This window comes from Streptomyces sp. NPDC052701 (genome assembly GCF_040678355.1).
Taxonomy (GTDB): Bacteria; Actinomycetota; Actinomycetes; order Streptomycetales; family Streptomycetaceae; genus Streptomyces.
Map to the genome: position 1 here is coordinate 141595 of NZ_JBFATO010000017.1, position 22630 is coordinate 164224.

A 22630-nucleotide genomic window follows, 5' to 3' on the forward strand; every position below is an offset into this window, starting at 1 on the left:
GACGAGGTGGGGGCACAGCTACACCATGGCACAGGGCACGGTCCAGGTGACGCACACCGGCACATCGCGGTGGCGGCGCCGCACGGGTGAGTACGCATCGCTCGCCGCCGCCCTGGAGGCCGCGGCCGACGGCGACGTGCTCACCGTCGCTCCCGGCACCTACCGGGAGAACCTCGTCGTGCAGCGGGCGGTGACCCTGCGGGGTCCCGAGGGCTCCCCCGGTTCGGTGCGGATCGCGCCCGTGGACGGGGTGCCGCTGACCGTGCGCGCCTCGGCCGTGGTGCAGGACCTGCACGTCGAGGGCCAGGACGCGGCCGCCCCCGCGGTGCTCGTCGAGGAGGGCACGCCGGAGCTGCGGGACGTCCGGGTCGTCACCCGCTCCGCGGCCGGGATCGAGGTGCGCGGCAGTGCCCGGCCGACGGTGCGCCGCTGCACGGTCGACAATCCGGCGGGCGTCGGCATCGCCGTCCTGGACGGCGGGGGCGGGGTGTTCGAGGAGTGCGAGGTCGTGGCGGCCGGGCAGTCCGGGGTCGCGGTGCGCGGCGGCGCCCACCCCCGTCTGGACCGCTGCCGGATCCACCACACCTCGGGCTCGGGCCTGTCGGCCACCGGTGAGAACTCCGCCCTGGAGGCGGTGGGTTGCGAGGTCTACGAGGTGCGGGGCAGCGGCGTGCAGGTGACCGGCCGGGCCACCGCCCACCTCACCGACTGCGACGTGCACCGCACCACGGCCGACGGCGTCACGCTCGACACGGACGCCGTGCTGACGCTCGCCGACTGCCGCATCCACGACATCCCGGAGAACGCGGTCGACCTGCGCTCGCGCTCCGTGCTGACGCTGACCCGCACCAGCGTGCGGCAGTTCGGGCGCAACGGCCTGTCCGTGTGGGACCCGGGCACGCGCGTGGACGCCAACCAGTGCGAGATCTTCGACAGCACGGGCGACTACCCGGCGGTGTGGGTCAGCGACGGCGCCACGGCGGTGCTCGACTCCTGCCGGGTGCACGACGTTCCGGACGCCCTGTTCGTCCTCGACCGCGGCTCGCGCGCGGACGTCGTCGACAGCGACCTGTCCCAGGTGCGCAACACGGCCGTGTCGGTGAGCGACGGCGCCACCGCGCAGCTCGACGACTGCCGGATCCGGGACGCGGCGACGGGCGCCTGGTTCCGGGACCACGGCAGCGGCGGCACCCTCAGCAACTGCACCCTGGACGGCACCCAGACCGGGGTGATCGTCACCAAGGGCGCCGACCCGACCGTCGAGCGCTGCACGGTCGACGCCCCGGCGGAGGCCGGGGTGTACGTGTCGGCGGGGGGCCGCGGCAGCTTCCTGAACTGCCGGGTGACGGGCAGCGGCGGCTACGGCTTCCACGTGATCGACGGCAGTCGTACGACGCTGAGGAAGTGCCGTACCGAGCGCTGCGCGCGCGGCGGGTACGAGTTCGCGGACGGCGGCGCGGACGCGGCGTCCGGGACGGGCCCCGTCGTGGAGGACTGCACCAGCGACGAGAGCGGGGGCGTCAGGCCGCCGGCCCCGCGCGAGACGGCCGTGCAGACGACCGGCCACTCCCCCGGTCTGCTGGGAGCGGTCCCCGGGCCGCGCGCCGAGCAGGAGCCGGCCGCCCGGGTGCCCGAGCCGGCGGGGCCGGTGCGCACCTCCAAGGACGTCCTCGGTGAACTCGACGCGCTGGTGGGCCTGGAGAGCGTCAAGCGCGAGGTGCGCGCCCTCATCGACATGATCGAGGTGGGGCGGCGCCGGCAGCAGGCGGGCCTGAAGGCGGCCTCGGTCAAGCGGCACCTGGTCTTCACGGGCTCCCCCGGCACCGGCAAGACCACGGTCGCCCGCCTGTACGGCGAGATCCTCGCCTCCCTGGGGGTGCTGGACAAGGGCCACCTGGTCGAGGTGTCCCGGGTCGACCTGGTCGGCGAGCACATCGGCTCCACGGCGATCCGCACCCAGGAGGCCTTCGAGAAGGCGCGCGGCGGCGTGCTGTTCATCGACGAGGCCTACGCGCTGTCCCCCGAGGACGCGGGCCGCGACTTCGGCAAGGAGGCCATCGACACGCTGGTGAAGCTGATGGAGGACCACCGGGACGCGGTGGTGGTGATCGTCGCGGGCTACACGGCCGAGATGGAGCGGTTCCTGTCGGTCAACCCCGGTGTCGCCTCCCGCTTCTCACGCACCATCACCTTCGGCGACTACGGCCCCGAGGAGCTGCTGCGGATCGTGGAGCAGCAGGCCGAGGAGCACGAGTACCGGCTGGCGCCGGGCGCGGCCGAGGCGCTGGTGAAGTACTTCACGGCGATCCCCAAGGGCCCGGCGTTCGGCAACGGCCGTACCGCGCGGCAGACGTTCGAGGCGATGGTGGAGCGGCACGCGAGCCGGGTCGCCCAGCTGGACGACCCGGACACGGACGACCTCACCCTGCTCTACGCCGAGGACCTGCCCGAACTGCCCTGAGGCCCGCAGTCCGGCCGCGCGCGGCGTGGGGTCGGTACGTCCGGCCGCAGCCGCGCCAGCAGCCGCCGGCGCTCCTCGGCGAACGCCGGGTCCGCCTGGTAGTCGGAGTGGCCCAGGATCGGCGCGGGCAGCGGGTGCAGTTCGGTGCGGCCGAAGGCCAGCGGGTCCTTCAGGGGCTCGTGGTCCACCTCGGGGCCGCAGTCGCCGGGCAGCCGTACCGGGCCGCCGATGGGGTCGGTGAGCCGGTACAGGTTGCGCCAGCAGTCGACGTCGTGGTGCAGCGAGATGAGCGCGGCGGGCCCGAAGTGGGCGGGGAACCAGCGGCCGTACAGGCGTTCCAGCGGGGAACCGTACGTCAGCAGCGCGACGCGCTTGCGGGCGGCCGGCGGGAGCTGCCAGGCCGCGGCCGCCGCGAGCACGCTGCCCTGCGAGTGCCCGGAGATGACCAGCCGCCCGCCGGTGACGCGCGTCCAGGTCGCCATGCGCCAGGTCAGGTCGGGCACCGCGCGCTCGGCGTAGCAGGGCGGTGCGAAGGGGTGGGCGGCGCGCGGCCAGAAGGTGCCGACGTCCCACAGGATGCCGATGGTGCGCCGGGCGGAGGCGTCCTTGTAGGCGCGCCTGCCCCAGGTGACGAACAGTATGAAACCGAGTCCGATCAGCCAGGAGCCGAGGGCCTCGGCGGTCTCGGCGGCGCCGTGCAGGACGTCGTGGGCGTCGTCCGTCGCCTCGCCGGGCGTCCGCTCGGTGGCGAGGGCGCCCACCAGCGCCCCGGCGCCCAGCAGCAGGGTCGCCGCGGAGGTGACGCCGAGGAGGAGGGGGGCCCGGTCGGTGAGCGTGGCCATGGCGCGCGCGGACGCGATACGGCGGGTGCGCCCGGGGTCCCCGGCCTCGTCCGGGTACTCGCGTGCCACGGCGGCGCGCTCGGCGCGGGCCAGTCGCCAGGCGCGCCGGGCCAGCAGGGCGCAGAGGACCAGCAGGACGCCGAGCAGCGGCGGGATCACCGAGGCCTGCCAGGTCAGCAGGACCGGCGGCCCGGGCAGGGACGCCCCGGTGCCGTCCAGCCAGTCGGACACCCGCTGGGCCACGCCGCCGGACATCACGCCGCCCAGCGCGCAGGCCAGCATCGCGACCGCGGGCCCGCCCAGGCCGCGCAGCGCGGCACGCGGGTCGGGCCGGGTGCGGTACAGGACGCGCGCCACCACGGCGAGGACGACCACGACTAGTCCCTGGAGCAGGGCGAGGGCGCCGAAGGCCGCGTCGCCCGGCAGCCGGCCGGCCGACCGCCAGCCGGGGCGGTCCCACCCGGCGTACACCAGGGTGAGCGCGAGCAGGAGGAGGGCGGCCAGCGGCAGGCGTCGTACGAGGTGCTCGTCGAGCTCCCGGTCCAGGCGGTTCTCGGTGCGGCCCCGGCGGCAGACGACCCACACCACGGCGACGGCCCCGGCGGCGAGCGCCGCCGCCAGCAGCAGTCCCAGCGCCGTCCGCGTGGGCGGGCCGCCGGCCTCGATGTCGTACCGGACGGCGGCGGTGCCGACCGCGGCGGCCACCGTCAGCAGGCCGGCGGCTGTGTGCGCGGCGCGCAGCCGGGCCACCAGGCGGCGCCCGTACCAGAAGCCGGGGCGGCCCAGCGCGGTGTTCGCGCCGTCCTCCTCGGGCTGCGGCGCGCGGGTGAGCGGCTGCTGCGACTCGTACGCGCTCCAGGTGCGCAGGGACAGGTACCACAGCAGGCCGGTCAGCGCGGTCGGCACCAGGGCGGCGACCGCGAGCCGGCGGCCGGGGCGGCTCCACCAGCCGTCGTCCGAGACCGTGGGGGAGAGGAAGCCCAGCCAGGAGTGCCGCTCGGCGCACCCGCGCGTGCCGGCGCACTGCCACGCCGCGAGGTCGAGGGCGACCTCGCAGGCGCCCGCCACCAGCAGCACCGTCAGGGTCAGCCCCGCGAGCCGGACCAGCAGCCCGTACAGGCGCACCGTCCGCCTGCGGCCCCGGGTGGTGGGGCGCATCCAGTGGGCGAGATTGACCACCATGAACGGCAGTAACAGCAGCCACAGGGCGCGCGTGCCGTTGCCGGAGGTCAGGTTGCACCAGACGTAGGCCTCCGGCACCGGGCCGTCCCGGCGGCGGCCGGCCCCGGGCCGGGTCTCCGCGTCGACGTCGTCGGCGCGCCGGAAGACGGCCGCGGTGCCGTCGCCGGTGATCCGCTCGGTGCGCGGATCGTTCAGCATCTCCTGCGGTGTGGTGCCGCCCACCCCGTGGACCAGGAGTTCCAGGGCGGTTCCGGTGTCGCCGGGCCGCGCGGCGGGGTCGTCGGGCCCGCCGGCCGGGGCGTGTTCCTGAGCGTGTTCCACTGTGGGCACTTCCCCCGTGATGCGCCGTCGGTCATGTGTGTGACGTGCTGTGCGGTGCGGTGCGTTCCGTGCGGTGCGTTCCGTGCGGTGCGTTCCGTGCGGTGCGTTCCGTGCGGTGCGTTCCGTGCGGTGCGGGCTCCAGGATCTCCGCCGCGGAGGCGGCGTACTCCTCCTGTCGCGGAATCTCCCCGGTCCGGGTGACGGACGGGTAACAAAAGCGACACAAGTGGCATGCACACGGCCAGCAGGCGGTGGCGCGGCCCCTCGCACGGCGTGCGAGGATGGGGCGTCCCCGCACCACAGGCAGGGAGAATGCCCTTGCCGACGCGGGTCCCCGCTCGGGCGGAGCCGAGAGCCGGGGAGGCCGCGCAGGGCGTGTCGGACGGCAGTGAGGCGAAAGGACCGGAGCGTACGTGAGCGAGAATCAGAACCTCCTCGCGGAGCAGCGGCGCGCCCTGATCCTCGACGAGGTGCGCCGCCGGGGCGGTGTGCGGGTCAACGAGCTGACCCGCAAGCTCGGCGTGTCGGACATGACGGTGCGCCGCGACCTCGACGCGCTCGCCCGCCAGGGCGTGCTGGAGAAGGTCCACGGCGGCGCGGTCCCGGTGGTCGAGGCGAGCACGCACGAACCGGGCTTCGAGGCCAAGTCGGGCTTGGAGCTGAGCGCCAAGGAGGACATCGCGCGGGCGGCGGCCGGGCTGGTCGCGCCGGGCGCGGCGATCGCGCTGTCGGGCGGCACCACGACGTACGCGCTGGCCCACCAGCTGCTGGACGTGCCGGACCTGACGGTGGTCACCAACTCGGTGCGGGTGGCCGACGTCTTCCACGCGGCGCAGCGCACCTCGGGCCCGCGGCAGGGCGCGGCGACGGTCGTGCTGACCGGAGGGGTGCGCACTCCGTCCGACTCGCTGGTGGGGCCGGTGGCCGACCAGGCCATCGCGGCGCTCCACTTCGACCTGCTGTTCCTCGGCGTGCACGGGATATCGCCCGAGGCCGGCCTGTCGACGCCGAACCTCGCGGAGGCCGAGACCAACCGGCGGCTGGTGCAGTCGGCCCGGCGGGTCGTGGTGGTCGCCGACCACACCAAGTGGGGCGTCGTGGGGCTGAGCTCGTTCGCGAAGCTGGAGCAGGTCGACACCCTCGTGACCGACGCCGGCCTGGAGGCCGCGGCGCGCGAGGAGATCTCGGAGCACCTGCGGGTGATCGTGGCGGGCGAGCCGGACAGCGGTGACTGACTCCGGCGGCGGCGACGCCCGACGGGCCGCCGGCCTGGGCCGCGCCGCCGGGAGCCGGGGCCGGCGAGGGGGCCGCGCCTGGTCCGCCGCCCGTTCCCGGCCGGCCGTCCGCGCCCGGCGGGTCCCGGCTCAGTCGGGCCAGACGCCCGTGCGCAGCAGCGAGTCGATCGCCACCGTGTACGGCTGGATGTCCAGGCCCTGTTCCGCCAGCCACGCGTCCGAGTAGTACTTGTCGAGATACCGGTCCCCCGGGTCGCACAGCAGCGTCACCACACTGCCCCGCCGGCCCTCGGCCACCATCTCGGCGACGATCTTCAGCGCGCTCCACAGCCCCGTGCCGGTCGAACCGCCCGCCTTGCGTCCGATGGCCCGCTCCAGGGCCCGTACGGCGGCGACGGCGGCCGCGTCGGGCACCTTCATCATCCGGTCGACGGCGCCGGGCACGAAGCTCGGTTCCATACGGGGCCGGCCGATGCCCTCGATGCGCGATCCGCAGTCGCAGGTGACGTCCGGATCGCCGGTGGTCCAGCCCTCGAAGAAGCACGAGTTCTCCGGATCGGCCACACAGATGCGGGTGTCGTACTGCATGTAGTGGACGTAGCGGGCGATGGTCGCGGAGGTGCCGCCGGTGCCGGCCGTGGCGACGATCCACGCGGGCTCCGGGAACCGCTCCAGCTTCAGCTGGCGGAAGACGGATTCGGCGATGTTGTTGTTGCCGCGCCAGTCCGTGGCCCGCTCGGCGTAGGTGAACTGGTCCATGTAGTGGCCGCCGGTCTCGGCCGCGAGGCGGGCGGACTCCTCGTACATGGTGCGGGGGTCGTCCACGAAGTGGCACCGGCCGCCGTGGAACTCGATGAGGCGGATCTTCTCGGCGCTCGTCGTGCGCGGCATGACGGCGATGAAGGGCACGCCGATCAGCTTCGCGAAGTACGCCTCGGAGACGGCCGTCGAGCCGCTGGAGGCCTCGATGACCGGACGGTCCGGCCGGATCCAGCCGTTGCACAGGCCGTAGAGGAAGAGGGAACGGGCGAGACGGTGCTTGAGGCTGCCGGTCGGGTGGGTCGACTCGTCCTTGAGGTACAGGTCGATGCCCCACCGCTCGGGCAGCGGGAAGCGGAGCAGGTGCGTGTCGGCCGAGCGGTTGGCGTCGGCCTGGACCTTGCGCACGGCCTCTTTCAGCCACGCACGGTAAGCGGTGTCGGTGCGGTCGACGTCGAGGGTGGCGCCGGTCCGGGTCTGCTGTGGGGTGGTCACGACGGTGCTCCTTACGCTGCGCGCCGCCGGCGCGTCGCGCGGCCGACACCTCGATCATAGACACCTGCCACACGCTTCTCACCTGCATAAACGCATCTTTGAGCCCCCCAAAGCGCCCCCTGGAGCAAGAGTCGGGGCAGGGGGCGCGCGGTCCCGGGGGCGCATTCGCGGGCGTGCTCCGGGCGCCCCCGGCCGGGCCGTCACCCGGGGTGGTGTTCGGCGCCGGGTGGGGGCAGACTGCACCGGGCGGAACCAAGGTCCCCACGGGGGCACGCTGAACCACACACCAGCCGGTACCGGCCCATCACCCGCACGGTCCGGCACGGCGACACGCGCAAGGGGGCGGATGCATTGGCGAAGCCGGAATTCAGGGCCACGGGGGTGCGGATCGGCAAGGGGCTGCGTTCGCTCACCCGGGCCGGACAGGTCCGCATCAACGACGGCCGGCTGGAGTTGCTCACCAGCTACGGCAGTGAGATCGACAGCGCGCCGGTACAGGCGGTGCGGGCGTCCAAGCCCTGGTTCGCCCCCGAGGACCGGGCGCTGGCGGATCTCAACGGCAAGCGCTACGTCCTCACCCTCGGCGACCACGACCCGGCACCGGGCGAACCGGGCCCGCCCGCGGCACGCCGTTTCATCGAGGCCGTACGCAAGGCGGCGGGGCGCGACGACTGAGATGTCCGCGAGTTGCGCCACCCCACCCCTTGCGTCACGCTGGTCTCACGTCACTCTGGGTTTACCGGCGATAACGCTGCGAACCAGCCCGCCGGCCACGACAGCAGGCGGCAGCGTCACGCGGACGCCCTGCTGGACCCCTACTCCGTGTTCTTCCGGACCTCACGTCGGGGAGTCGCAGCCGTGATCAGTCACCCAAGCAGGCACTGCACGGTGGAGCTCCAAGCCCTGCCGTCGCGGATCGGCCAGGTCCGCAGAATCGTATCTGCGCAGTTGCGCTACTGGCATCTGGATTCCCTGATCGACCGGGCGTCGCTCGGTGTGACGGAGCTGTTGTCCAACGTCCACCGGCACGCCCAGCCCGACAAGACGTGCACCGTCGAGATAGAGCTGCTGCTCGACCGGCTCAAGGTCTCGGTGCGCGACCACGACCCGCGCCTGCCGGTCGTGGAGGACCTCGGCGACATCGGCGCCGACGACGACCCCGCCCCGCTCTCCACCTGCGGGCGGGGGCTGGCGATGGTGGCCGCGATGAGCGAGAGCTGGGGCGCGCGGCCGGACGGCGAGTCCGGCAAGGTCGTCTGGTTCACGCTCCCGACGCCTTCCGCGGCGCTGACGGCACCGACGCGCCGGCCGCGGCACACGCCCCAGGACAAGCCCGCGCGCAGGTTCGCGGAGGTCGGACACGCAGCGGACGCACTCAGGCCCGAACACGCTCCCGCCCGGTCCGCCGTTGCCGGCTGACCGGGCGGTGACCCCCTTCCCCGCGGGGCGGGGCACCACGCGCTGGCGCTGCACCGTGTCGTGACGCGTCGTCATGGGCCCTTGTGACAGGGCATCCTGACCAGCCGTCATCCGAAGGCGCCGCGCCGTGGTCGGCGCGCCCCGCGGGGGCGGGGTGCCACCGCGGGGCGCGGTGTCGCTCCGCGGCGACGGCGCGCGGTACGACCGGGCGCGCACGCCGGTTCGGCCCCTCGCCGCGATGTCCCGGCGCGGCGCCTCCCGGCGTCGTCCGGCCGGGGCCCCGGCTCGTCGTACGGGCGACGGCCGTGCGCGCACCCGCGAGGGCGGGCGGCGGCGACCGCTCCCCCGGCCCTCGACTTCTGTAACTACTGGTATGTACAGTGAGTGTGTGAGCACCTCCGAGCGACTGATCGAGTCCACCCGCGAACTGCTCTGGGAACGCGGCTACGTGGGCACCAGCCCCAAGGCGATCCTGGAGCGCGCGGGCGCCGGGCAGGGCAGCATGTACCACCACTTCAAGGGCAAGCCGGACCTCGCCCTGGCCGCGATCCGGCGGACCGCCGAGGAGATGCGGGCCACCGCCGAGGCGGTTCTCGCCGGGCCGGGGACGCCGTACGAGCGCATCGAGGCCTATCTGCGGCGCGAACGGGACGTGCTGCGCGGCTGCCCGGTCGGGCGCCTGACGATGGACCCGGACGTGATCGCCAGCGCGGAGCTGCGCGCTCCGGTCGAGGAGACGCTCACCTGGCTGCGCGGGCGGATCGCGGGGATCGTCGAGGAGGGCAAGGAGCAGGGCCAGTTCGCGCCGGACCTGGACGGCGACCGGATCGCGGCGGCCGTCCTCGCCACCGTCCAGGGCGGTTACGTCCTCGCCCGCGCCTCCGGCTCCCCCGCCGCCTTCGACGCCGGCGTGCAGGGGCTGCTCTCCCTGCTCGCCCCGCCCCGCTCCCGCACCGCGTAGGACACCGGCCCGAGGAGGCCCCCCGTGCACGCCATGCAGTACGAAATCACGCTGCCCGCCGACTACGACATGGACGTCGTCCGCGGCCGTGTCGCCCGCGTCGGGCACCTGCTCGACGCCTGGGACGGGCTCGGCCTCAAGGCGTACCTGATGCGTGAGCGCGGCACGCACGGCTCGCCGGTCAACCAGTACGCGCCGTTCTACCTGTGGAACACCACGGAGGGCATGAACCGGTTCCTGTGGGGCGGCGGCTTCGAGAAGCTGAGCGACGACTTCGGGCGGCCCCCGGTGCGGCAGTGGACGGGGCTGGCCTGCCAGGAGGGCGGCGCGGCCGGTTCGCCCGCGCGGGTCGCGGTGCGGCGGCGGCAGCCGGTGCCGGACGGGACGCGGCCGGCGGAGGTGGCGCAGGACGCCGTACGGGAGGCCGGGCGGCTGGCGGGCGAGGACGGGGCGGTGTTCGCGGCGGTCGCCGTGGACACCGGCCGCTGGGAGCTGGTGCACTTCTCGCTGTGGGAGCACGACGCGCCCGGGGCGGACGGCGACGTGTTCCAGGTGCTGCACCTGTCGGCACCGGGGCGTGACCGGCTGCCCCGGGGACGCCAGTGGTGAGCGCGGTCCGTACCGTGCTCGGGGACGTGCCTCCCGGGCGCCTGGGCGTGTGCGACGCCCACGACCACCTGTTCCTCCGCAGTCCCCGGCTGCCGGCCAGGAGTTGCGGGACGTCCTTGCGGCGCGGGCCGAGCTGACCGCCTTCCGGGCGCAGGGCGGCGGGGCCGTGGCCCAGTGGACTCCGTACGGTCCGGGGCGGCGGGCCGCCGATCTGCCGGCGCTGTCCCGGGAGACGGGGTGCACGTGGTCGCCGCGACCGGTCTGCACCAGGCCGTGCACTACCCCGAGGAGACGCTCGCCGCGCTGCGCGGCGGGCTCGCCGACGTCTTCGTCTCCGAACTGACCGAGGGCATCGGGACGTCGGGGGTCCGAGCGGGGATCGTGAAGGTCGCCGGCGGTTTCCACGCGCTCGAGGCGCACGCCCGCTGGACCATGACCGCGGCGGCCGAGGCCCACCGCGCCACCGGCGCGCCGATCGCCGTGCACCTGGAGGCGGGCACCGGCGCCCTGGACGTACTGGACCTGCTGTGCGGCCGGTTGGGGGTGCCGCCGCACCGGGTGGTGCTCGGGCACCTCAACCGCTCCCCCGACCTCGTGGCGCACCGGCAGGCCGCCGGGGCCGGCTGCTACCTGGCCTTCGACGGCCCGTCACGCGCGCACCACGCCACCGACCGGCGGATGCCGGAGGCGGTGCGGGCCCTGGCCGACGCCGGTTTCGGCGACCGCCTGCTGCTGGGCGGCGACACCACGACGGCCGCGGCCCGGTCGGTGAACGGCGGACCGGGGATGCCGTACCTGCTGCGCCGGGTGCGCCCCCGGCTCGCGCTCGACCTGGGCGAGGACCTGGTGGGGCGGATCCTCACGGAGAACCCCGGCCGGGCCTTCGCCGTGGACCGGCGCTGACGGCCGGGCCGCCCGCCCTCAGGTGGAGGACTGGTCGCTGTCCTTCATCTCGCCCCAGCCGTGCCACCGCTCGACCTCGATCCAGGCGCTGACCCGGGGGCGGCCCCGCTCGGCGTAGGGATGGCCGGTGTAGTGCCGGGCGAGGCGGTCGATGTCGGCCAGGCCCTCGTCGTCGTGCAGGTCGACGACGCGGCCGATGAGGGTGACGTGCGTGTACCAGTCGTCGCCGTCGAGCACGGTGAGGGTCACGCGCGGGTCGCGGCGCAGGTGCTTCAGGCGTACGCGGCCCTGGTCCAGGTTGATCAGCACGCGGCCGTTGTCCCACAGGTACCAGGTGGCGGTGGACACGGGCGTGCCGTCGGACCGCAGGGTCGCCATCACGCACGGGTTGGGGCGGCGCAGCAGCTCCTCGGCCTCGGGGGGCAGCGGGGGCTTGGACATGGGGGCTCCTTCCGGGAGGTTCTCCGTTGTCGGGCGGCCGTCAGGCGGTCGGCCGGTCGCCGAAGCTGGCGAAGTAGGCGGCGGCCATGTCCTCGTCGCCGTGGCCCTGGGCGGCGGCGCGCTCCAGGCGCGCGGCGCCGGCGGCGGCCACGTCGAGGCGGACGCCCTTCGCCTCCCCGGCCCGCACGATCAGGCGGGCGTCCTTGGCGGCGGTGTCCACCGCGAACTGGGCGGGGGACAGCCGGCCCTCGAGCACCAGCCGGGCCTTGGCGCGCAGGTAGCCCATGTCGAGCGGGCCGCCCGCGACGAGGTCGAAGAAGTCGTGGGGGTCGACGTCGAGGGCCTCGGCCAGCGCCAGGACCTCGCCGGTGGCGGCGGTGGCGGCGAGCACCCAGCTGTTGGCCACCAGCTTCAGGCGGGTGGCGCTGCCCGCCGCCCCGTCCTCACCGGTCCACACGGTGCGGGCGCCGATCGCCTCGAAGACCGGGGCGACCCCGTCCCGGCCCTGCGCCGGGCCGGCGGCCAGGACGGTCAGCCGGCCGGCCTCCGCGGGCTCGCGGGTGCCGAGCACGGGGGCGTCGTAGAAGACCAGGCCGTGCTCGCGGGCGAAGGCGGCCAGGTCTGCGACGTCCTCCAGGCCCACCGTGGTGGACTGCACCCAGGCGGTGCCGGGACGCAGGGCGGGCGCGGCCCGGCGCATGACGTCCAGGGCGGCGGCGCCGTCGTGGAGCACGGTCAGGACGACGTCGGCGTCCCGGACCGCCTCGGCGGGGGTGCCGGCGACGTGCGCGCCGTCGGCGGCGAGCGGGTCGGCCTTGGCGCGGGTGCGGTTCCAGGCGCGGACCGTGTGTCCGGCGCGGGCGAGGTTGCGGGCCATCGCCGCGCCCATGATGCCGGTGCCCAGAACGCTGACGGTGAGCTCGTCGGTCATGACGTCGACTTCCTGATCCTCGGGGTGCGGGAGTGCACCGTGTTGAGCCTGCCCGCTCGAGTGCGCGTCTTCCCGCGGGCGGCACGGACAAGCCCCGTCCGGCCGGGCCCGCCGGCGCCCGTGCCGGACGCGGCGTCCCGCCTCACCGGGCGAGTGCCCCCAGCGGGTCGTCCAGCACCGGCTGCCAGGCCAGTTCCGCCGCGCCGACCAGGCTGTTGTGGTCCAGGGTGCAGGCCAGGATGGGGACGCCGCCGCTCTGGCCCCACAGGCTGCGGTCGGCGACGACCGCGCGCAGCCGGTCGGGGTCGGCGTCCAGGAGGGTGCGGTGCAGGCCGCCGAGGATGATCCGGTCCGGGTTGAGGATGTTCACCAGGCCCGCGAGGCCGAGGCCGAGCCGGTCGATGAGGACCTCGGTGGCGGTGCGGACGGCCGGGTCGTCGTAGTGGTCGCGGACCAGGTCGACGGCCTGCTGGAGCAGGGACACCTCGGGGCCCGGCTCGCGTCCCGCCGCCGTGAGGAACGCCAGCGGGTCGGCCTCCACGTCGAGGCAGCCGCGGCTGCCGCAGTGGCACGGACGGCCCTCGGGGTTGACGGTGAGGTGGCCGACCTCCAGGGCGAGACCGGAACTTCCGCTGTGCAGGCGGCCGTCGAGGACGAGCGCGCCGCCGACGCCCCGGTGGCCGGTGGCCACGCACAGCAGGTCGCGGGCGCCGCGCCCGGCGCCGTGCCGGTGCTCGGCGAGCGCGGCGAGGTTGACGTCGTTGGCCGCGAAGGCCGGTCCCTCGATGCCGGCCGCGCGCACCTGCTCGGCGAAGATCTCCCGCACGGGCGCGCCCGCGGGCCAGGCCAGGTGCAGCGGGTTCAGCGCCAGGCCGTCCGGCTCCGCGACCGCGGAGGGCACGGCGAGTCCGGCGCCCACGCACCGCCGCCCGGTCTGCCGCAGCAGTTCGGCGCCCGCCTCGACGACGGAGCCGAGCACCTTCGCCGGATCGGCGTCGACGACCTCGCAGCCGGGCGCGGTCGCCACGATCCGGCCGCCCAGTCCGACCAGCGCCGCCCGGAAGCCGTCGGCGTGCACCTGGGCGGCGAGCGCGACGGGACCGTCCTCGGCGACCGCGAGCCGGTGCGAGGGCCGCCCCTGCGAACCGGCCGCCGCTCCGGGCCGGGCGTCGACCCGGATCAGGCCGAGCGCCTCCAGCTCGGCGGCGACCGCGCCGGCCGTGGCGCGCGTCACGCCGAGTTCGGCGGTGAGCACGGCGCGGGTCGGCGCGCGCCCGGTGTGCACGAGCTCCAGCGCGGGCCCGAGCGCGCCGCGCCCCCGGTCCAGCCGCGTCCTGGAGGTGGTCTCTTCCCCCGCCGGCCGGGGGTCCGCCTTCCCGCTCATGAGGGTGAGTCTCCCATGATCCGCAGGTACCGCCGCCTGCAGCGGCCTCGGGGAACATCGGTACAGCCGCTGGCGCCGGGATCGGTCATGGGCCTGAGCGTTCTCACCGCCGGTCCGCCGGGGTGAGCCCGGAAGCCGCCGGTGGTCGATCCCGGAGCCGCTCAGGCATCCGCACCGGCGCCGTGCGCGCGTACGCCGTCATCCGGATGCCGTCCCGTGACGGCCGCCCCGCCCCGCTCGGCGGCGCCGTCGCCCGCCACGGGCGGATCCCCGAGTCCCTCCGCATCCCTGCGCCCGGCCGACGAACCGGCTACCGCCGGCGGATCAGGAGCCGGGCCGGTCTCCAGGAGGGCCGCCGCTCCCCCTGCCGATCAGGAACTGCACCGGCGCGCGGCGGACGCCGGCCGCCCTCGGCAGTGGTCGACGCTCCTCACGGGAACCTCTGCGCGGCACCCGGTATCCGTGCCGGCCGGCCGTGATCGGTCTCGGCGCCGACGGCTGCACCGGTGTTCCCCGGGGCCCTACAGGCCGCCGACCCGCAGCGTGATGTTGAGCCGCCCGGTCAGCCCCAGCCCGGGCGGCGCCGTGCCCGCGTGCACCCGGGGCACTCCGTGGTGGGCGAACCGGGACGGCCCGCCGAAGACGAACAGGTCACCGCTGCGCAGTTCGACGTCCGTGTAGGGCCTGCCGCGGGTGGCGGTGTTGCCGAAGCGGAAGACGCAGGTGTCGCCGAGGCTCAGGGAGACCACGGGCGCGTCCGACTTCTCGTCGCTGTCGCGGTGCATGCCCATGCGGGCGTCGCCGTCGTAGAAGTTGATCAGGGCGATGTCGTAGGCCGCGTCCGCCCGCCGGCCGAGCGCGTCGGCCACCGCACGGCGGCCCAGGTCGCCGAGCAGGGCCGGGAAGGGCTTGACGGGTGCTCCGTCGCCGTCGACGGCGGTGCGGGCGTAGCCGTACGGGTACCAGTGCCGGCCCAGGCACACCTGCCGGACGCTCATGGTGCCACCGCCGGGGGTGCGGACCGTGCGCAGGCCCGCCGGCGGGCGGGCCCACTCCCGGCAGGCCTCCAGCAGCTCGCGCTGGGCCCCGGCGTCCAGCCAGTCCGGCACGTGCACCGCGCCGGGCGCGATCCGGGTACGGGTTCTGGGGAACAGCTCCGCGTCCATGGGCCCCATCCTGCCCGACCGGGCCTGAGCTGCGGCTCGGCTAGCCTTGACGCACGATGAACGACCGTATGACGACGCCGTGGGGCGAGTTCGCGCTGACCCGTTTCCCCGAGGACCCGCGTGAGAGGCTGCGCGCCTGGGACGCCTCCGACGAGTACCTCCTCCGGCACCTCGCGGACCGGGAGGTGCCGCTGTCGGGCACGGTCGTGGTGCTCGGGGACCGCTGGGGCGCGCTGGCCACGGCCCTCGCGGCGCACCGGCCGGCGCAGATCACCGACTCGTACCTGACGCAGGAGGCGACCCGGGCCAACCTCGCGCGGGCCGGTGTCGAGCCCGGCACGGTCCGGCTGCTCACCACGCAGGACCCGCCGCCGGACCGGATCGACGTGCTGCTGGTGCGGGTGCCGAAGAGCCTGGCGCTGCTGGAGGACCAGCTGCTGCGGCTGGCCCCCGCGGTGCACGGGGGCACGGTCGTCGTCGGCACCGGGATGGTCAAGGAGATCCACACCTCGACGCTGCGGCTGTTCGAGCGGATCCTCGGCCCGACCCGCACCTCGCTCGCCGAGAAGAAGGCCCGGCTGATCTTCTGCACGCCGGACACCGCGCTGGAGCGGCCCGCCCGCCCGTGGCCGTACAGCTACCCGCTGCCCGACGGCATCGGCCCGGTCTCCGGACGCACCGTCGTCAACCACGCGGGCGTCTTCTGCGCGGACCGGCTCGACATCGGCACCCGCTTCTTCCTGCGGCACCTGCCGGACACCCGCGGCCCCCGGCGGGTGGTGGACCTGGGGTGCGGCAACGGCGTGGTCGGTACGGCGGTGGCGCTCGCGAACCCCGAGGCCGAGGTGCTGTTCGTCGACGAGTCGTTCCAGGCCGTGGCCTCGGCGCAGGCGACGTACCGGGCGAACGGGGTGCCGGGGCACGCGGAGTTCCGGGTCGGGGACGGACTGGCCGGTGTGGCCTCCGGCAGTGTCGACCTGGTGCTGAACAACCCGCCGTTCCACTCCCACCAGGCGACGACCGACGCCACGGCGTGGCGGATGTTCACCGGGGCGCGGCGCGTGCTGCGGCCGGGCGGCGAGCTGTGGGTGGTCGGCAACCGGCACCTGGCCTACCACGTCAAGCTGCGGCGCCTGTTCGGCAACAGCCGGCTCGTCGCGAGCGACCCGAAGTTCGTGGTGCTCAGGGCCGTCAGGCGCTAGCCGGGCCGCCGGCCGCGCCCGGGGCGAGCACCCGGACGAACGCCGCCACGGTGCCCGCCATGGCCTCCCGGCCCGCCGCCAGGTAGCGGCGCGGGTCGACCGCCTCGGGGTGTGCCCCGAGGAACTCCCTGATCGCGGCGGTCATCGCGATGTTGAGGGCCGTCCCCACGTTGACCTTGGCGATGCCGCCGGCGACCGCCGCGGCCAGTTCGCCGTCCGGGACCCCGGAGGAGCCGTGCAGGACGAGCGGCACGTCCAGGACGCCCGACAGGCGCCTGAGGAGCGTGTGGTCGAGGGCGGCGGTGCGGGTGGTCATGGCGTGCGCGCTGCCGACGGCCACGGCCAGGGCGTCCACGCCGGAGCCGGCGACGAAGGCCCGGGCCTCGTCGGGGTCGGTGCGGGCGCCGGGGGCGTGGGCGTCCGGCGGCGGCCCGGCGGGACCGTCCCGCCCGTCCTTCCCGCCGATCCGGCCCAGCTCGGCCTCGATCCACAGCCCTCGGGCGTGCGCCCACCGGACGGCCGCCCGGGTCGCGGCGAGGTTGGCCTCGTAGGGCAGCCGGGAGGCGTCGTACATCACGGAGCTGAAGCCCGCCTCCGGCGCCTGGCGCAGCAGCGTCTCGCTCCGGACGTGGTCGAGGTGCAACGCGACCGGGACGGTGGCGCTTTCGGCGGCGGCGACGGCCGCGCGGGCGAGCGGGAGCAGGCGGCCGCGGTGGAATCCGACCGCGTTCTCGCTGACCTGGAGGACGACGGGCGCGTTCACGGACTCGGCTCCGGCGACGACCGCCTCGACGTGCTCCAGCGTGATGATGTTGAACGAGGCGACGGCCGAACGGGCCGCGGCGGCGCGCGTGACGAGTTCGCCGGTGCTCGCGAGGGGCACGGCCTCTCCTTTTCGACGTGACGACGTGGCGATGTGACGATGTGACGGCGTGATGGCATTTCGGGGTGCCGACCTCCGGGCTGCCGGGGCGCCGGGGCGTCAGGACGCCGGGATGCCGGGATGCCGGGCTCCGGGTGTTCCCGGGCTGCGGCGTTCGAGGTCCGGGATCCGGGGGCCGCGGCGGTCTCAGGGCGCGAGGATCACCGAGCGGGTGAGGTGGCGCGGCCGGTCCGGGTCGAGGCCGCGCGCTGCCGCGACGGCGACGGCGAGCCGCTGGACGCGGACGAGTTCGGCGAGCGGGTCGAGCGTGCCCTCGATCCACGCCCCGCCGGTGTCACGGACCTGCCGGGCCAGTCCTCCCGGGGCCCGGCCGAGCATCCAGGTGGCGGTGCCGCGGGTGGTGACGCTGATGGGGCCGTGCCGGTACTCCATCGCCGGGTAGGCCTCCGCCCAGGACAGGGAGGCCTCGCGCATCTTCAGGGCGGCCTCGTGCGCCAGCCCGACGGTCCAGCCGCGGCCGAGGAAGGTGAACTGCGTGCAGTCGGCCAGCCCTTCGGGCAGCGCGGTGGTCAGGGCGGTGTGCGCGTCGGCGACGGCCGTGGGGCGGTGCAGTCCCAGGTGGGCGCGGAGCAGGGTGAGGGCCGTGGTGGCGAACCGGGTCTGCACGACGGACCGTTCGTCGGCGAAGTCGAGCACGACGACGTCGTCGGCGGCCGTCACGACGGGCGCGTCCGGGTCGGCCGTGATCGCGGTGGTGCGGGTCCGGCCCCTCAACTGACCCATCAGGTCGAGGACTTCGGTGGTCGTGCCGGAGCGCGTCAGGGCGACCACACGGTCGTACGCCCGCGCCCGGGGGAACTCGGAGGCGGCGAAGGCGTCCGTCTCGCCGTGGCCCGCGCCCTCGCGCAGGGCGGCGGCCGCCTGGGCCATGAAGAAGGAGGTTCCGCAGCCGGTGAGCGCGACCCTCTCCCCCGGCGCCGGGAGCAGTGGGCCGTGTCCCGCCGCCTCCGAGGCGGCGCGCGTCCAGCACGCGGGCTGGCTGTCCAGTTCGTCCTCGACCTGTGTCATGCCGCACCCCTTCGCCGGGCTGACCGTTTTCGCACGGTAGCGCATCGCCGGGGCGGTCGCGGATCTCGTCGCGCCCGGCGAGGCGGCGGGGCTGACCGGCGGCACGACCGCCGCCGAGGCGGCCCGGGCGCCGGCGGTGCGCGGCGGCCCGGCGTCCGGCTCACCCGCGCCGACCGTGGTGGCCAGCACGCCGGACATCGCCGACGAGCCGGCCGGGCGGCCCCCGTTCAAGATCGTGGTGACGGGCGGGGTGGCGCGCGCCCGGTCCCACGAGCTCGTCGGGCGGCCCGCGGACGGGGTGCTGGGCCGGATCGCCCCCGGTGTCACCGTGCTCGACGCGGTGGCCCTCGGCGTCCCGCACGGGGCCGCCGCCCACGACGGGGCGGGGGCCGCGATCGACCGGCTGCCGCGCGAGCGAGCGGGCCGGGCGGCTCGTCGGCTGCGGCGAGCCGAGCCGGGCCGGCGGGCGTTCGCCCGGATCTGCGCGGCCGGGGCGGTGGACACGCTGGTCACGGGCACGAGGGGCCGGAGCGGAGACGGTGCGGCGGTTCGAGGGGGCGGGGCTGAGGGGCGTCCTGGTCCGAGCCGGCCCCTCGGCGGCCCCCACCGTCGCCCCGGTCCGGGCGCCCTGGCCGGGCCGCGGCACCGCTGCCGGGCCCGTGCGCCGCCCTTCGCGCGCGACTGCGCCTAAGCTGAGGCAGAGGAGGCTGCGATGAGCGGTACGAACGGTGCCCCGCGCGGCGAGGGCGTCACCGACCCCCCGCCCTATCTGCCGATCGCCGAGCACGGGCTGATCGGTGATCTGCGCACCGTGGCCCTGGTGGGGACCGACGGCACGATCGACTGGTACTGCTGCCCCGCCTTCGACGCGCCGAGTGTCTTCGCCTCGGTCCTGGACGCGGAGCGCGGCGGCCGCTACGAGCTGGCGGCGGCGGTGCCGGCCCGGACCAAGCAGTTCTACTTCCCCGACACCAACGTGCTGATCACCCGGTTCTTCACCGAGGACGGCGTCGGCGAGGTGCAGGACTTCATGCCGGTCGGCGGGGAGGCGGTCGAAGCCGACCGGCACCGGCTGATCCGGCGGGTGGTGTGCGTCCGCGGCTCCCTTCCGTTCCGGGCACGGGTGGCCCCGCGCTTCGACTACGGCGCGCGGTCGCACACCGTCCGCATCACCGGGGGCGTGGCGGTCTTCGCGTCCGACGGGCTGTCGCTGGCGCTCACCGCGACCGTGCCGCTGGAGGCCGACGGCGCGGACGTACGGGCGGAGTTCAAGCTCGCCGAGGGCGAGTCGGCGGTGTTCGCGCTGGACCAGGTCGGCGCGGAGGTGCCTCCGCGCGGCTGCCCGCGCGCGGAGGCGCAGGAGCAGTTCTCCGCCACGGTGGCGTACTGGCGGCGCTGGCTGTCCTCCTCCCGGTACCGGGGCCGCTGGCGGGAGATGGTGCACCGCTCCGCGCTCACCCTGAAGCTCCTCACCTACGCGCCCACCGGGGCGATCGTGGCCGCGCCGACGACGAGCCTGCCCGAACAGCTCGGCGGCGAACGCAACTGGGACTACCGGTACGTGTGGGTGCGCGACGCGGCCTTCTGCGTGTACGCGCTGCTGCGGCTGGGGTTCACCGAGGAGGCCTCGGCGTTCATGACGTTCGTGACCCGGCACATCAGCCCGGGCGACGGCCGGGCGTCCGGCCCCCTGCAGGTCATGTACGGCATCGACGGCCGCACCGACCTGTCGGAGCGCGAACTCGGCCACCTGGAGGGGCACCACGGCTCGGCGCCGGTCCGGGTCGGCAACGCGGCGGCCGACCAGCTCCAGCTCGACATCTACGGCGCGCTGGTCGACTCCGTCTACCTCTACGACAAGTGGGCCGAGCCCGTCTCCAGCGGCCAGTGGGACGACGTGTGCGCGCTGGTGGACTGGGTGTGCGCGCACTGGGACCAGCCCGACGAGGGCATCTGGGAGACCCGGGGCGGCCGCAAGAACTTCCTGTACTCGCGGCTGATGTGCTGGGTGGCGATCGAGCGGGCCATCCGGATGGCGAACCGGCGCGGGCTGCCCGCCGACCTGCTGCGCTGGCGGGAGTGCCGGGACACGATCTACCGGCGGATCATGGACCGGGGCTGGTCGCGGGAGCGCCGGGCCTTCGTCCAGTACGAGGGCGGCGACGTGCTGGACGCGGCCGTGCTGATGATGCCGCTGAGCAAGTTCATCGCCCCCACCGATCCCAAGTGGCTGTCCACCCTCGACGTGCTCACCCAGGAGCTGGTCTCCGACTCGCTGGTCTACCGGTACGACCCGCAGGCCAGCCCCGACGGGCTGCGCGGCGACGAGGGCACGTTCTCCATCTGCTCGTTCTGGTACGTCGAGGCCCTGACCAGGGCCGGCCGGCTCGACGAGGCACGCCTGGCCTTCGAGAAGATGCTGACGTACGCCAACCACCTCGGCCTGTACGCCGAGGAGATCGGCCCCACCGGGGAGCAGCGGGGCAACTTCCCGCAGGCGTTCACGCATCTCGCGCTCATCAGCGCCGCCGTCAACCTGGACCGGGTGCTCGGCTGACGGGGTGACCGGCGGCCGTGGTCAGTGACCGTGGCCGTCACCGTGGCCGCCGGAGGAGTGCTCCCCGGTGTCCCCGGTGTCCTCGGTGTCCCCGGTGGTCTCCGTGGCCCCGGGGGTGGTCCCGGGTGCCGCTCCCCCGGCCCGGACCGTGAACGCCGCCGTGCGGACGACTCCGTCGTGCCGGAAGTCGAGGAACAGGCGGTAGCTGCCACTGCTGGGTGCCGTGGCCGTGAACGAGATGTCCGGACCCGGCTCGGTGGTGCCGTCGCCGGGTTCGCCGTTCGGGTGGACGTGCAGGTAGGCGAGGTCGCCGGAGCGCAGGGCCACCAGGTGGCCGTAGGCGCCGAGGTAGGGCTGGAGGTCCGTGACGGGCTCGCCGTCGCGGGAGACCCGCAGCTTCAGCTCGCTCGGCCTGCCGGGACGCAGCCCTCCGGTCAGCCGGACCTCGTAGCCGTCGGTCCGGGCCGTGGCCTCCGGCGCCGGCAGGTCCTTCGGGTCGTACCGGCCCGCCACGGCCAGGTCCGCGCCGAGGGTGAGGTTCCCGGTGTCCTTCCTCGCCGGGGTGAAGTCGGCGAAGACGCGGTAGCCGCCCGCGCGGGGCAGGTCGACGGGGGTGCTCCAGGTGCCGTCCGGGGAGCGGGTGGGGTGCAGGTGGCGGTAGGTGGTCAGGTCGCGTGAGGCCACGACGAGGTGGAGTTCCTTGTCGTGTTCGCGCTGGTAGGCGGTGACGGCGCGGCCCTCGCTGTCGCGGATGGTGAAGCGCAGGTCGCCGCGTTCGCCCGCCGTGACGCGCGGGGTCCGCAGGTCCAGGGTGTAGCCCCGCTCGGAGATCTGCAGTCCGCCGGCCGGGGGTGTCCCGTGACCGGCGTGGCCGCCGTGTCCGCCGTCGTGCTCCGGCGGGCCGGCGGCGACGACCGGGTCGAGCCCCTGGCCGACGCCGTAGGCGGTGCCGAAGGTCGCGGCGAGTGCGGCGGCGAACGCGGTGATCTTCAGTCCGGTGTTCATGGCCGTTTCCCCTCAAGAACAGGGCCTCGCGCTCGGAATGAGGCCTCATAGCAGCTCACCATACCCCTAGGGGGTATGAAGTCAAGTACTTCCCCACTTGCACCCCATACCCCCTGAGGGTATAAACGGGATCGGCGCCTGGATACCCCCGACCCGTATACTTGACCGGTCGTGACCGAACCACGGGAGGCACCCATGCCCGTCACCGCCCACGCCGTCTCCGGCGTGTCCTGCGGCCACCGCAGGACCAGGCCCGCCCAGGCTCCCGGCGGACCGGGTGGAGCCGTCCCGGCCGACGCCGGCCCCGGTGCCGGCCGGGTCGCCGTCACCCGCGTCGGCGAGCCCGACGGCACCCTGGCCGCCGGGACCGTCGACGCGGCGGGCCACGGGCCGACCGGCCGGATCTGACCCCGTTCGCGCACGCAGAGGAGCAGCCGTGACCCCCCGAACGACCGGTGCCACCGCCGAGACGGAACTTGAGATCGGCGGTATGACCTGCGCCTCGTGCGCGGCGCGCGTCGAGAAGAAGCTCAACCGGATGGACGGCGTCAGCGCCACCGTCAACTACGCCACCGAGAAGGCCAGGATCAGCCACCGGGAAGACGTCTCCGTGCGGGACCTGATCGCCACCGTCGAGGCGACCGGGTACACCGCGCGGGAGCCCGCGCCGCCCGAGCGCCCCGCCGGGCCGGCCGGGAAGACCGGGGAGGCCGACGAGCTGCGGCCGCTGCGGCAGCGGCTGGTCACGGCCGTGGTGCTCGCCGTCCCGGTCGTCGCGATGGCGATGGTGCCGGCCCTGCAGTTCG

Annotated in this window: 19 protein-coding genes and 3 pseudogenes; 13 read left to right on the forward strand and 9 right to left on the reverse strand. The window is 75.1% G+C overall.

Annotated features, from left to right (window positions below):
* Nucleotides 1–25: 25 nt before the first annotated feature.
* Nucleotides 26–2461, forward strand: a complete 2436-nt coding sequence (locus AB0L29_RS20910; RefSeq protein WP_365829193.1) for a right-handed parallel beta-helix repeat-containing protein — start codon at nucleotides 26–28, stop codon at nucleotides 2459–2461.
* Here AB0L29_RS20910 and AB0L29_RS20915 read toward each other — a convergent pair.
* Nucleotides 2431–4806, reverse strand: a complete 2376-nt coding sequence (locus AB0L29_RS20915) for a hypothetical protein (RefSeq protein WP_365829194.1) — start codon at nucleotides 4804–4806, stop codon at nucleotides 2431–2433. The two genes, AB0L29_RS20910 and AB0L29_RS20915, sit on opposite strands and share 31 nt — an antisense overlap.
* 413 nt (nucleotides 4807–5219) lie before the next feature.
* Here AB0L29_RS20915 and AB0L29_RS20920 point away from each other — a divergent pair, with 413 nt between their 5' ends.
* Nucleotides 5220–6041 carry a DeoR/GlpR family DNA-binding transcription regulator gene (locus AB0L29_RS20920; RefSeq protein WP_365829195.1) on the forward strand — a complete coding sequence of 274 codons (822 nt, stop codon included), beginning with the start codon at nucleotides 5220–5222 and terminating at the stop codon, nucleotides 6039–6041.
* A gap of 129 nt (nucleotides 6042–6170) precedes the next feature.
* On the opposite strand, the gene AB0L29_RS20925 is transcribed toward AB0L29_RS20920, so the two are convergent.
* Nucleotides 6171–7295, reverse strand: a complete 1125-nt coding sequence (locus tag AB0L29_RS20925; protein ID WP_365829196.1) for a PLP-dependent cysteine synthase family protein — start codon at nucleotides 7293–7295, stop codon at nucleotides 6171–6173.
* 351 nt (nucleotides 7296–7646) lie between these two features.
* On the opposite strand from AB0L29_RS20925, the gene AB0L29_RS20930 reads away from it, so the two are divergent.
* The 5 genes and pseudogenes from AB0L29_RS20930 (at nucleotide 7647) to AB0L29_RS20950 (ending at nucleotide 11187) form a co-directional block, all read left to right on the forward strand.
* Nucleotides 7647–7970, forward strand: coding sequence for a hypothetical protein (locus AB0L29_RS20930; RefSeq protein WP_365829197.1), 324 nt, complete (start codon nucleotides 7647–7649; stop codon nucleotides 7968–7970).
* Between the two features lie 183 nt (nucleotides 7971–8153).
* On the forward strand, nucleotides 8154–8714 hold the full coding sequence (locus tag AB0L29_RS20935) for an ATP-binding protein (RefSeq protein ID WP_365829198.1): 561 nt from the start codon (nucleotides 8154–8156) through the stop codon (nucleotides 8712–8714).
* 373 nt (nucleotides 8715–9087) lie between these two features.
* Nucleotides 9088–9675: a TetR/AcrR family transcriptional regulator gene (locus AB0L29_RS20940; protein ID WP_365829199.1), complete on the forward strand. Its 588-nt coding sequence runs from the start codon at nucleotides 9088–9090 to the stop codon at nucleotides 9673–9675.
* A 24-nt stretch (nucleotides 9676–9699) separates the two neighbouring features.
* A complete protein-coding gene (locus tag AB0L29_RS20945) occupies nucleotides 9700–10284 on the forward strand; it encodes a DUF4865 family protein (RefSeq protein WP_365829200.1) in 585 nt (194 codons plus the stop codon).
* A pseudogene (locus AB0L29_RS20950) lies at nucleotides 10281–11187 on the forward strand (phosphotriesterase). Before AB0L29_RS20945 ends, AB0L29_RS20950 begins: the two are co-directional and overlap by 4 nt.
* A gap of 18 nt (nucleotides 11188–11205) precedes the next feature.
* Here the strand turns inward: AB0L29_RS20950 and AB0L29_RS20955 are convergent.
* From AB0L29_RS20955 to AB0L29_RS20965, 3 genes are all read right to left on the reverse strand, one after another.
* Nucleotides 11206–11628: a PPOX class F420-dependent oxidoreductase gene (locus tag AB0L29_RS20955; protein ID WP_365829201.1), complete on the reverse strand. Its 423-nt coding sequence runs from the start codon at nucleotides 11626–11628 to the stop codon at nucleotides 11206–11208.
* Between the two features lie 40 nt (nucleotides 11629–11668).
* Nucleotides 11669–12559, reverse strand: a complete 891-nt coding sequence (locus AB0L29_RS20960) for an NAD(P)-dependent oxidoreductase (protein WP_365829202.1) — start codon at nucleotides 12557–12559, stop codon at nucleotides 11669–11671.
* Between the two features lie 142 nt (nucleotides 12560–12701).
* Nucleotides 12702–13943: an ROK family protein gene (locus tag AB0L29_RS20965; RefSeq protein ID WP_365829203.1), complete on the reverse strand. Its 1242-nt coding sequence runs from the start codon at nucleotides 13941–13943 to the stop codon at nucleotides 12702–12704.
* A gap of 167 nt (nucleotides 13944–14110) precedes the next feature.
* Between AB0L29_RS20965 and AB0L29_RS20970 the strand changes: the two are divergent.
* Nucleotides 14111–14305, forward strand: a pseudogene (locus AB0L29_RS20970) (hypothetical protein); the annotation flags it as partial.
* A 159-nt stretch (nucleotides 14306–14464) separates the two neighbouring features.
* Here the strand turns inward: AB0L29_RS20970 and AB0L29_RS20975 are convergent.
* Complete coding sequence (locus AB0L29_RS20975; RefSeq protein ID WP_365829204.1) at nucleotides 14465–15109, reverse strand: alpha-ketoglutarate-dependent dioxygenase AlkB; 645 nt, start codon at nucleotides 15107–15109, stop codon at nucleotides 14465–14467.
* Nucleotides 15110–15177: 68 nt separating this feature from the next.
* On the opposite strand from AB0L29_RS20975, the gene AB0L29_RS20980 reads away from it, so the two are divergent.
* The gene (locus tag AB0L29_RS20980; RefSeq protein ID WP_365829223.1) at nucleotides 15178–16311 is read left to right on the forward strand and encodes a methyltransferase; all 1134 of its coding nucleotides are present in this window, start codon (nucleotides 15178–15180) and stop codon (nucleotides 16309–16311) included.
* Here AB0L29_RS20980 and AB0L29_RS20985 read toward each other — a convergent pair.
* Both AB0L29_RS20985 and AB0L29_RS20990 read right to left on the reverse strand, forming a co-directional pair.
* The gene (locus AB0L29_RS20985; protein ID WP_365829205.1) at nucleotides 16301–17194 is read right to left on the reverse strand and encodes a class II fructose-bisphosphate aldolase; all 894 of its coding nucleotides are present in this window, start codon (nucleotides 17192–17194) and stop codon (nucleotides 16301–16303) included. The two genes, AB0L29_RS20980 and AB0L29_RS20985, sit on opposite strands and share 11 nt — an antisense overlap.
* Nucleotides 17195–17380: 186 nt before the next feature.
* Nucleotides 17381–18262, reverse strand: a complete 882-nt coding sequence (locus AB0L29_RS20990; RefSeq protein ID WP_365829206.1) for a sugar isomerase — start codon at nucleotides 18260–18262, stop codon at nucleotides 17381–17383.
* Nucleotides 18263–18296: 34 nt separating this feature from the next.
* Between AB0L29_RS20990 and AB0L29_RS20995 the strand changes: the two are divergent.
* Together AB0L29_RS20995 and AB0L29_RS21000 are read left to right on the forward strand one after the other, a co-directional pair.
* Nucleotides 18297–18843, forward strand: a pseudogene (locus AB0L29_RS20995) (alkaline phosphatase); the annotation flags it as partial.
* 131 nt (nucleotides 18844–18974) lie between these two features.
* Nucleotides 18975–20819, forward strand: coding sequence for a glycoside hydrolase family 15 protein (locus AB0L29_RS21000; protein WP_365829207.1), 1845 nt, complete (start codon nucleotides 18975–18977; stop codon nucleotides 20817–20819).
* Nucleotides 20820–20840: 21 nt separating this feature from the next.
* Here AB0L29_RS21000 and AB0L29_RS21005 read toward each other — a convergent pair whose 3' ends face one another.
* The gene (locus AB0L29_RS21005; RefSeq protein WP_365829208.1) at nucleotides 20841–21824 is read right to left on the reverse strand and encodes a hypothetical protein; all 984 of its coding nucleotides are present in this window, start codon (nucleotides 21822–21824) and stop codon (nucleotides 20841–20843) included.
* A gap of 171 nt (nucleotides 21825–21995) precedes the next feature.
* Here AB0L29_RS21005 and AB0L29_RS21010 point away from each other — a divergent pair, with 171 nt between their 5' ends.
* Both AB0L29_RS21010 and AB0L29_RS21015 read left to right on the forward strand, forming a co-directional pair.
* Nucleotides 21996–22232 carry a copper-transporting ATPase gene (locus AB0L29_RS21010; protein WP_365829209.1) on the forward strand — a complete coding sequence of 79 codons (237 nt, stop codon included), beginning with the start codon at nucleotides 21996–21998 and terminating at the stop codon, nucleotides 22230–22232.
* A gap of 82 nt (nucleotides 22233–22314) precedes the next feature.
* Nucleotides 22315–22630: heavy metal-associated domain-containing protein (locus AB0L29_RS21015; RefSeq protein WP_365829224.1), on the forward strand; the 316-nt coding region annotated here is incomplete at its 3' end.

Coding starts and splice junctions, on each gene's coding strand:
- AB0L29_RS20910 (WP_365829193.1), top strand. CDS start 26: ATGGCACAGGGCACGGTCCAGGTGACGCACACCGGCACATCGCGGTGG.
- AB0L29_RS20940 (WP_365829199.1), top strand. CDS start 9,088: ATGTACAGTGAGTGTGTGAGCACCTCCGAGCGACTGATCGAGTCCACC.
- AB0L29_RS20955 (WP_365829201.1), bottom strand. CDS start 11,628: ATGTCCAAGCCCCCGCTGCCCCCCGAGGCCGAGGAGCTGCTGCGCCGC.
- AB0L29_RS20960 (WP_365829202.1), bottom strand. CDS start 12,559: ATGACCGACGAGCTCACCGTCAGCGTTCTGGGCACCGGCATCATGGGC.
- AB0L29_RS20965 (WP_365829203.1), bottom strand. CDS start 13,943: ATGAGCGGGAAGGCGGACCCCCGGCCGGCGGGGGAAGAGACCACCTCC.
- AB0L29_RS20975 (WP_365829204.1), bottom strand. CDS start 15,109: ATGGACGCGGAGCTGTTCCCCAGAACCCGTACCCGGATCGCGCCCGGC.
- AB0L29_RS20980 (WP_365829223.1), top strand. CDS start 15,178: ATGACGACGCCGTGGGGCGAGTTCGCGCTGACCCGTTTCCCCGAGGAC.
- AB0L29_RS20990 (WP_365829206.1), bottom strand. CDS start 18,262: ATGACACAGGTCGAGGACGAACTGGACAGCCAGCCCGCGTGCTGGACG.
- AB0L29_RS21000 (WP_365829207.1), top strand. CDS start 18,975: ATGAGCGGTACGAACGGTGCCCCGCGCGGCGAGGGCGTCACCGACCCC.
- AB0L29_RS21005 (WP_365829208.1), bottom strand. CDS start 21,824: ATGAACACCGGACTGAAGATCACCGCGTTCGCCGCCGCACTCGCCGCG.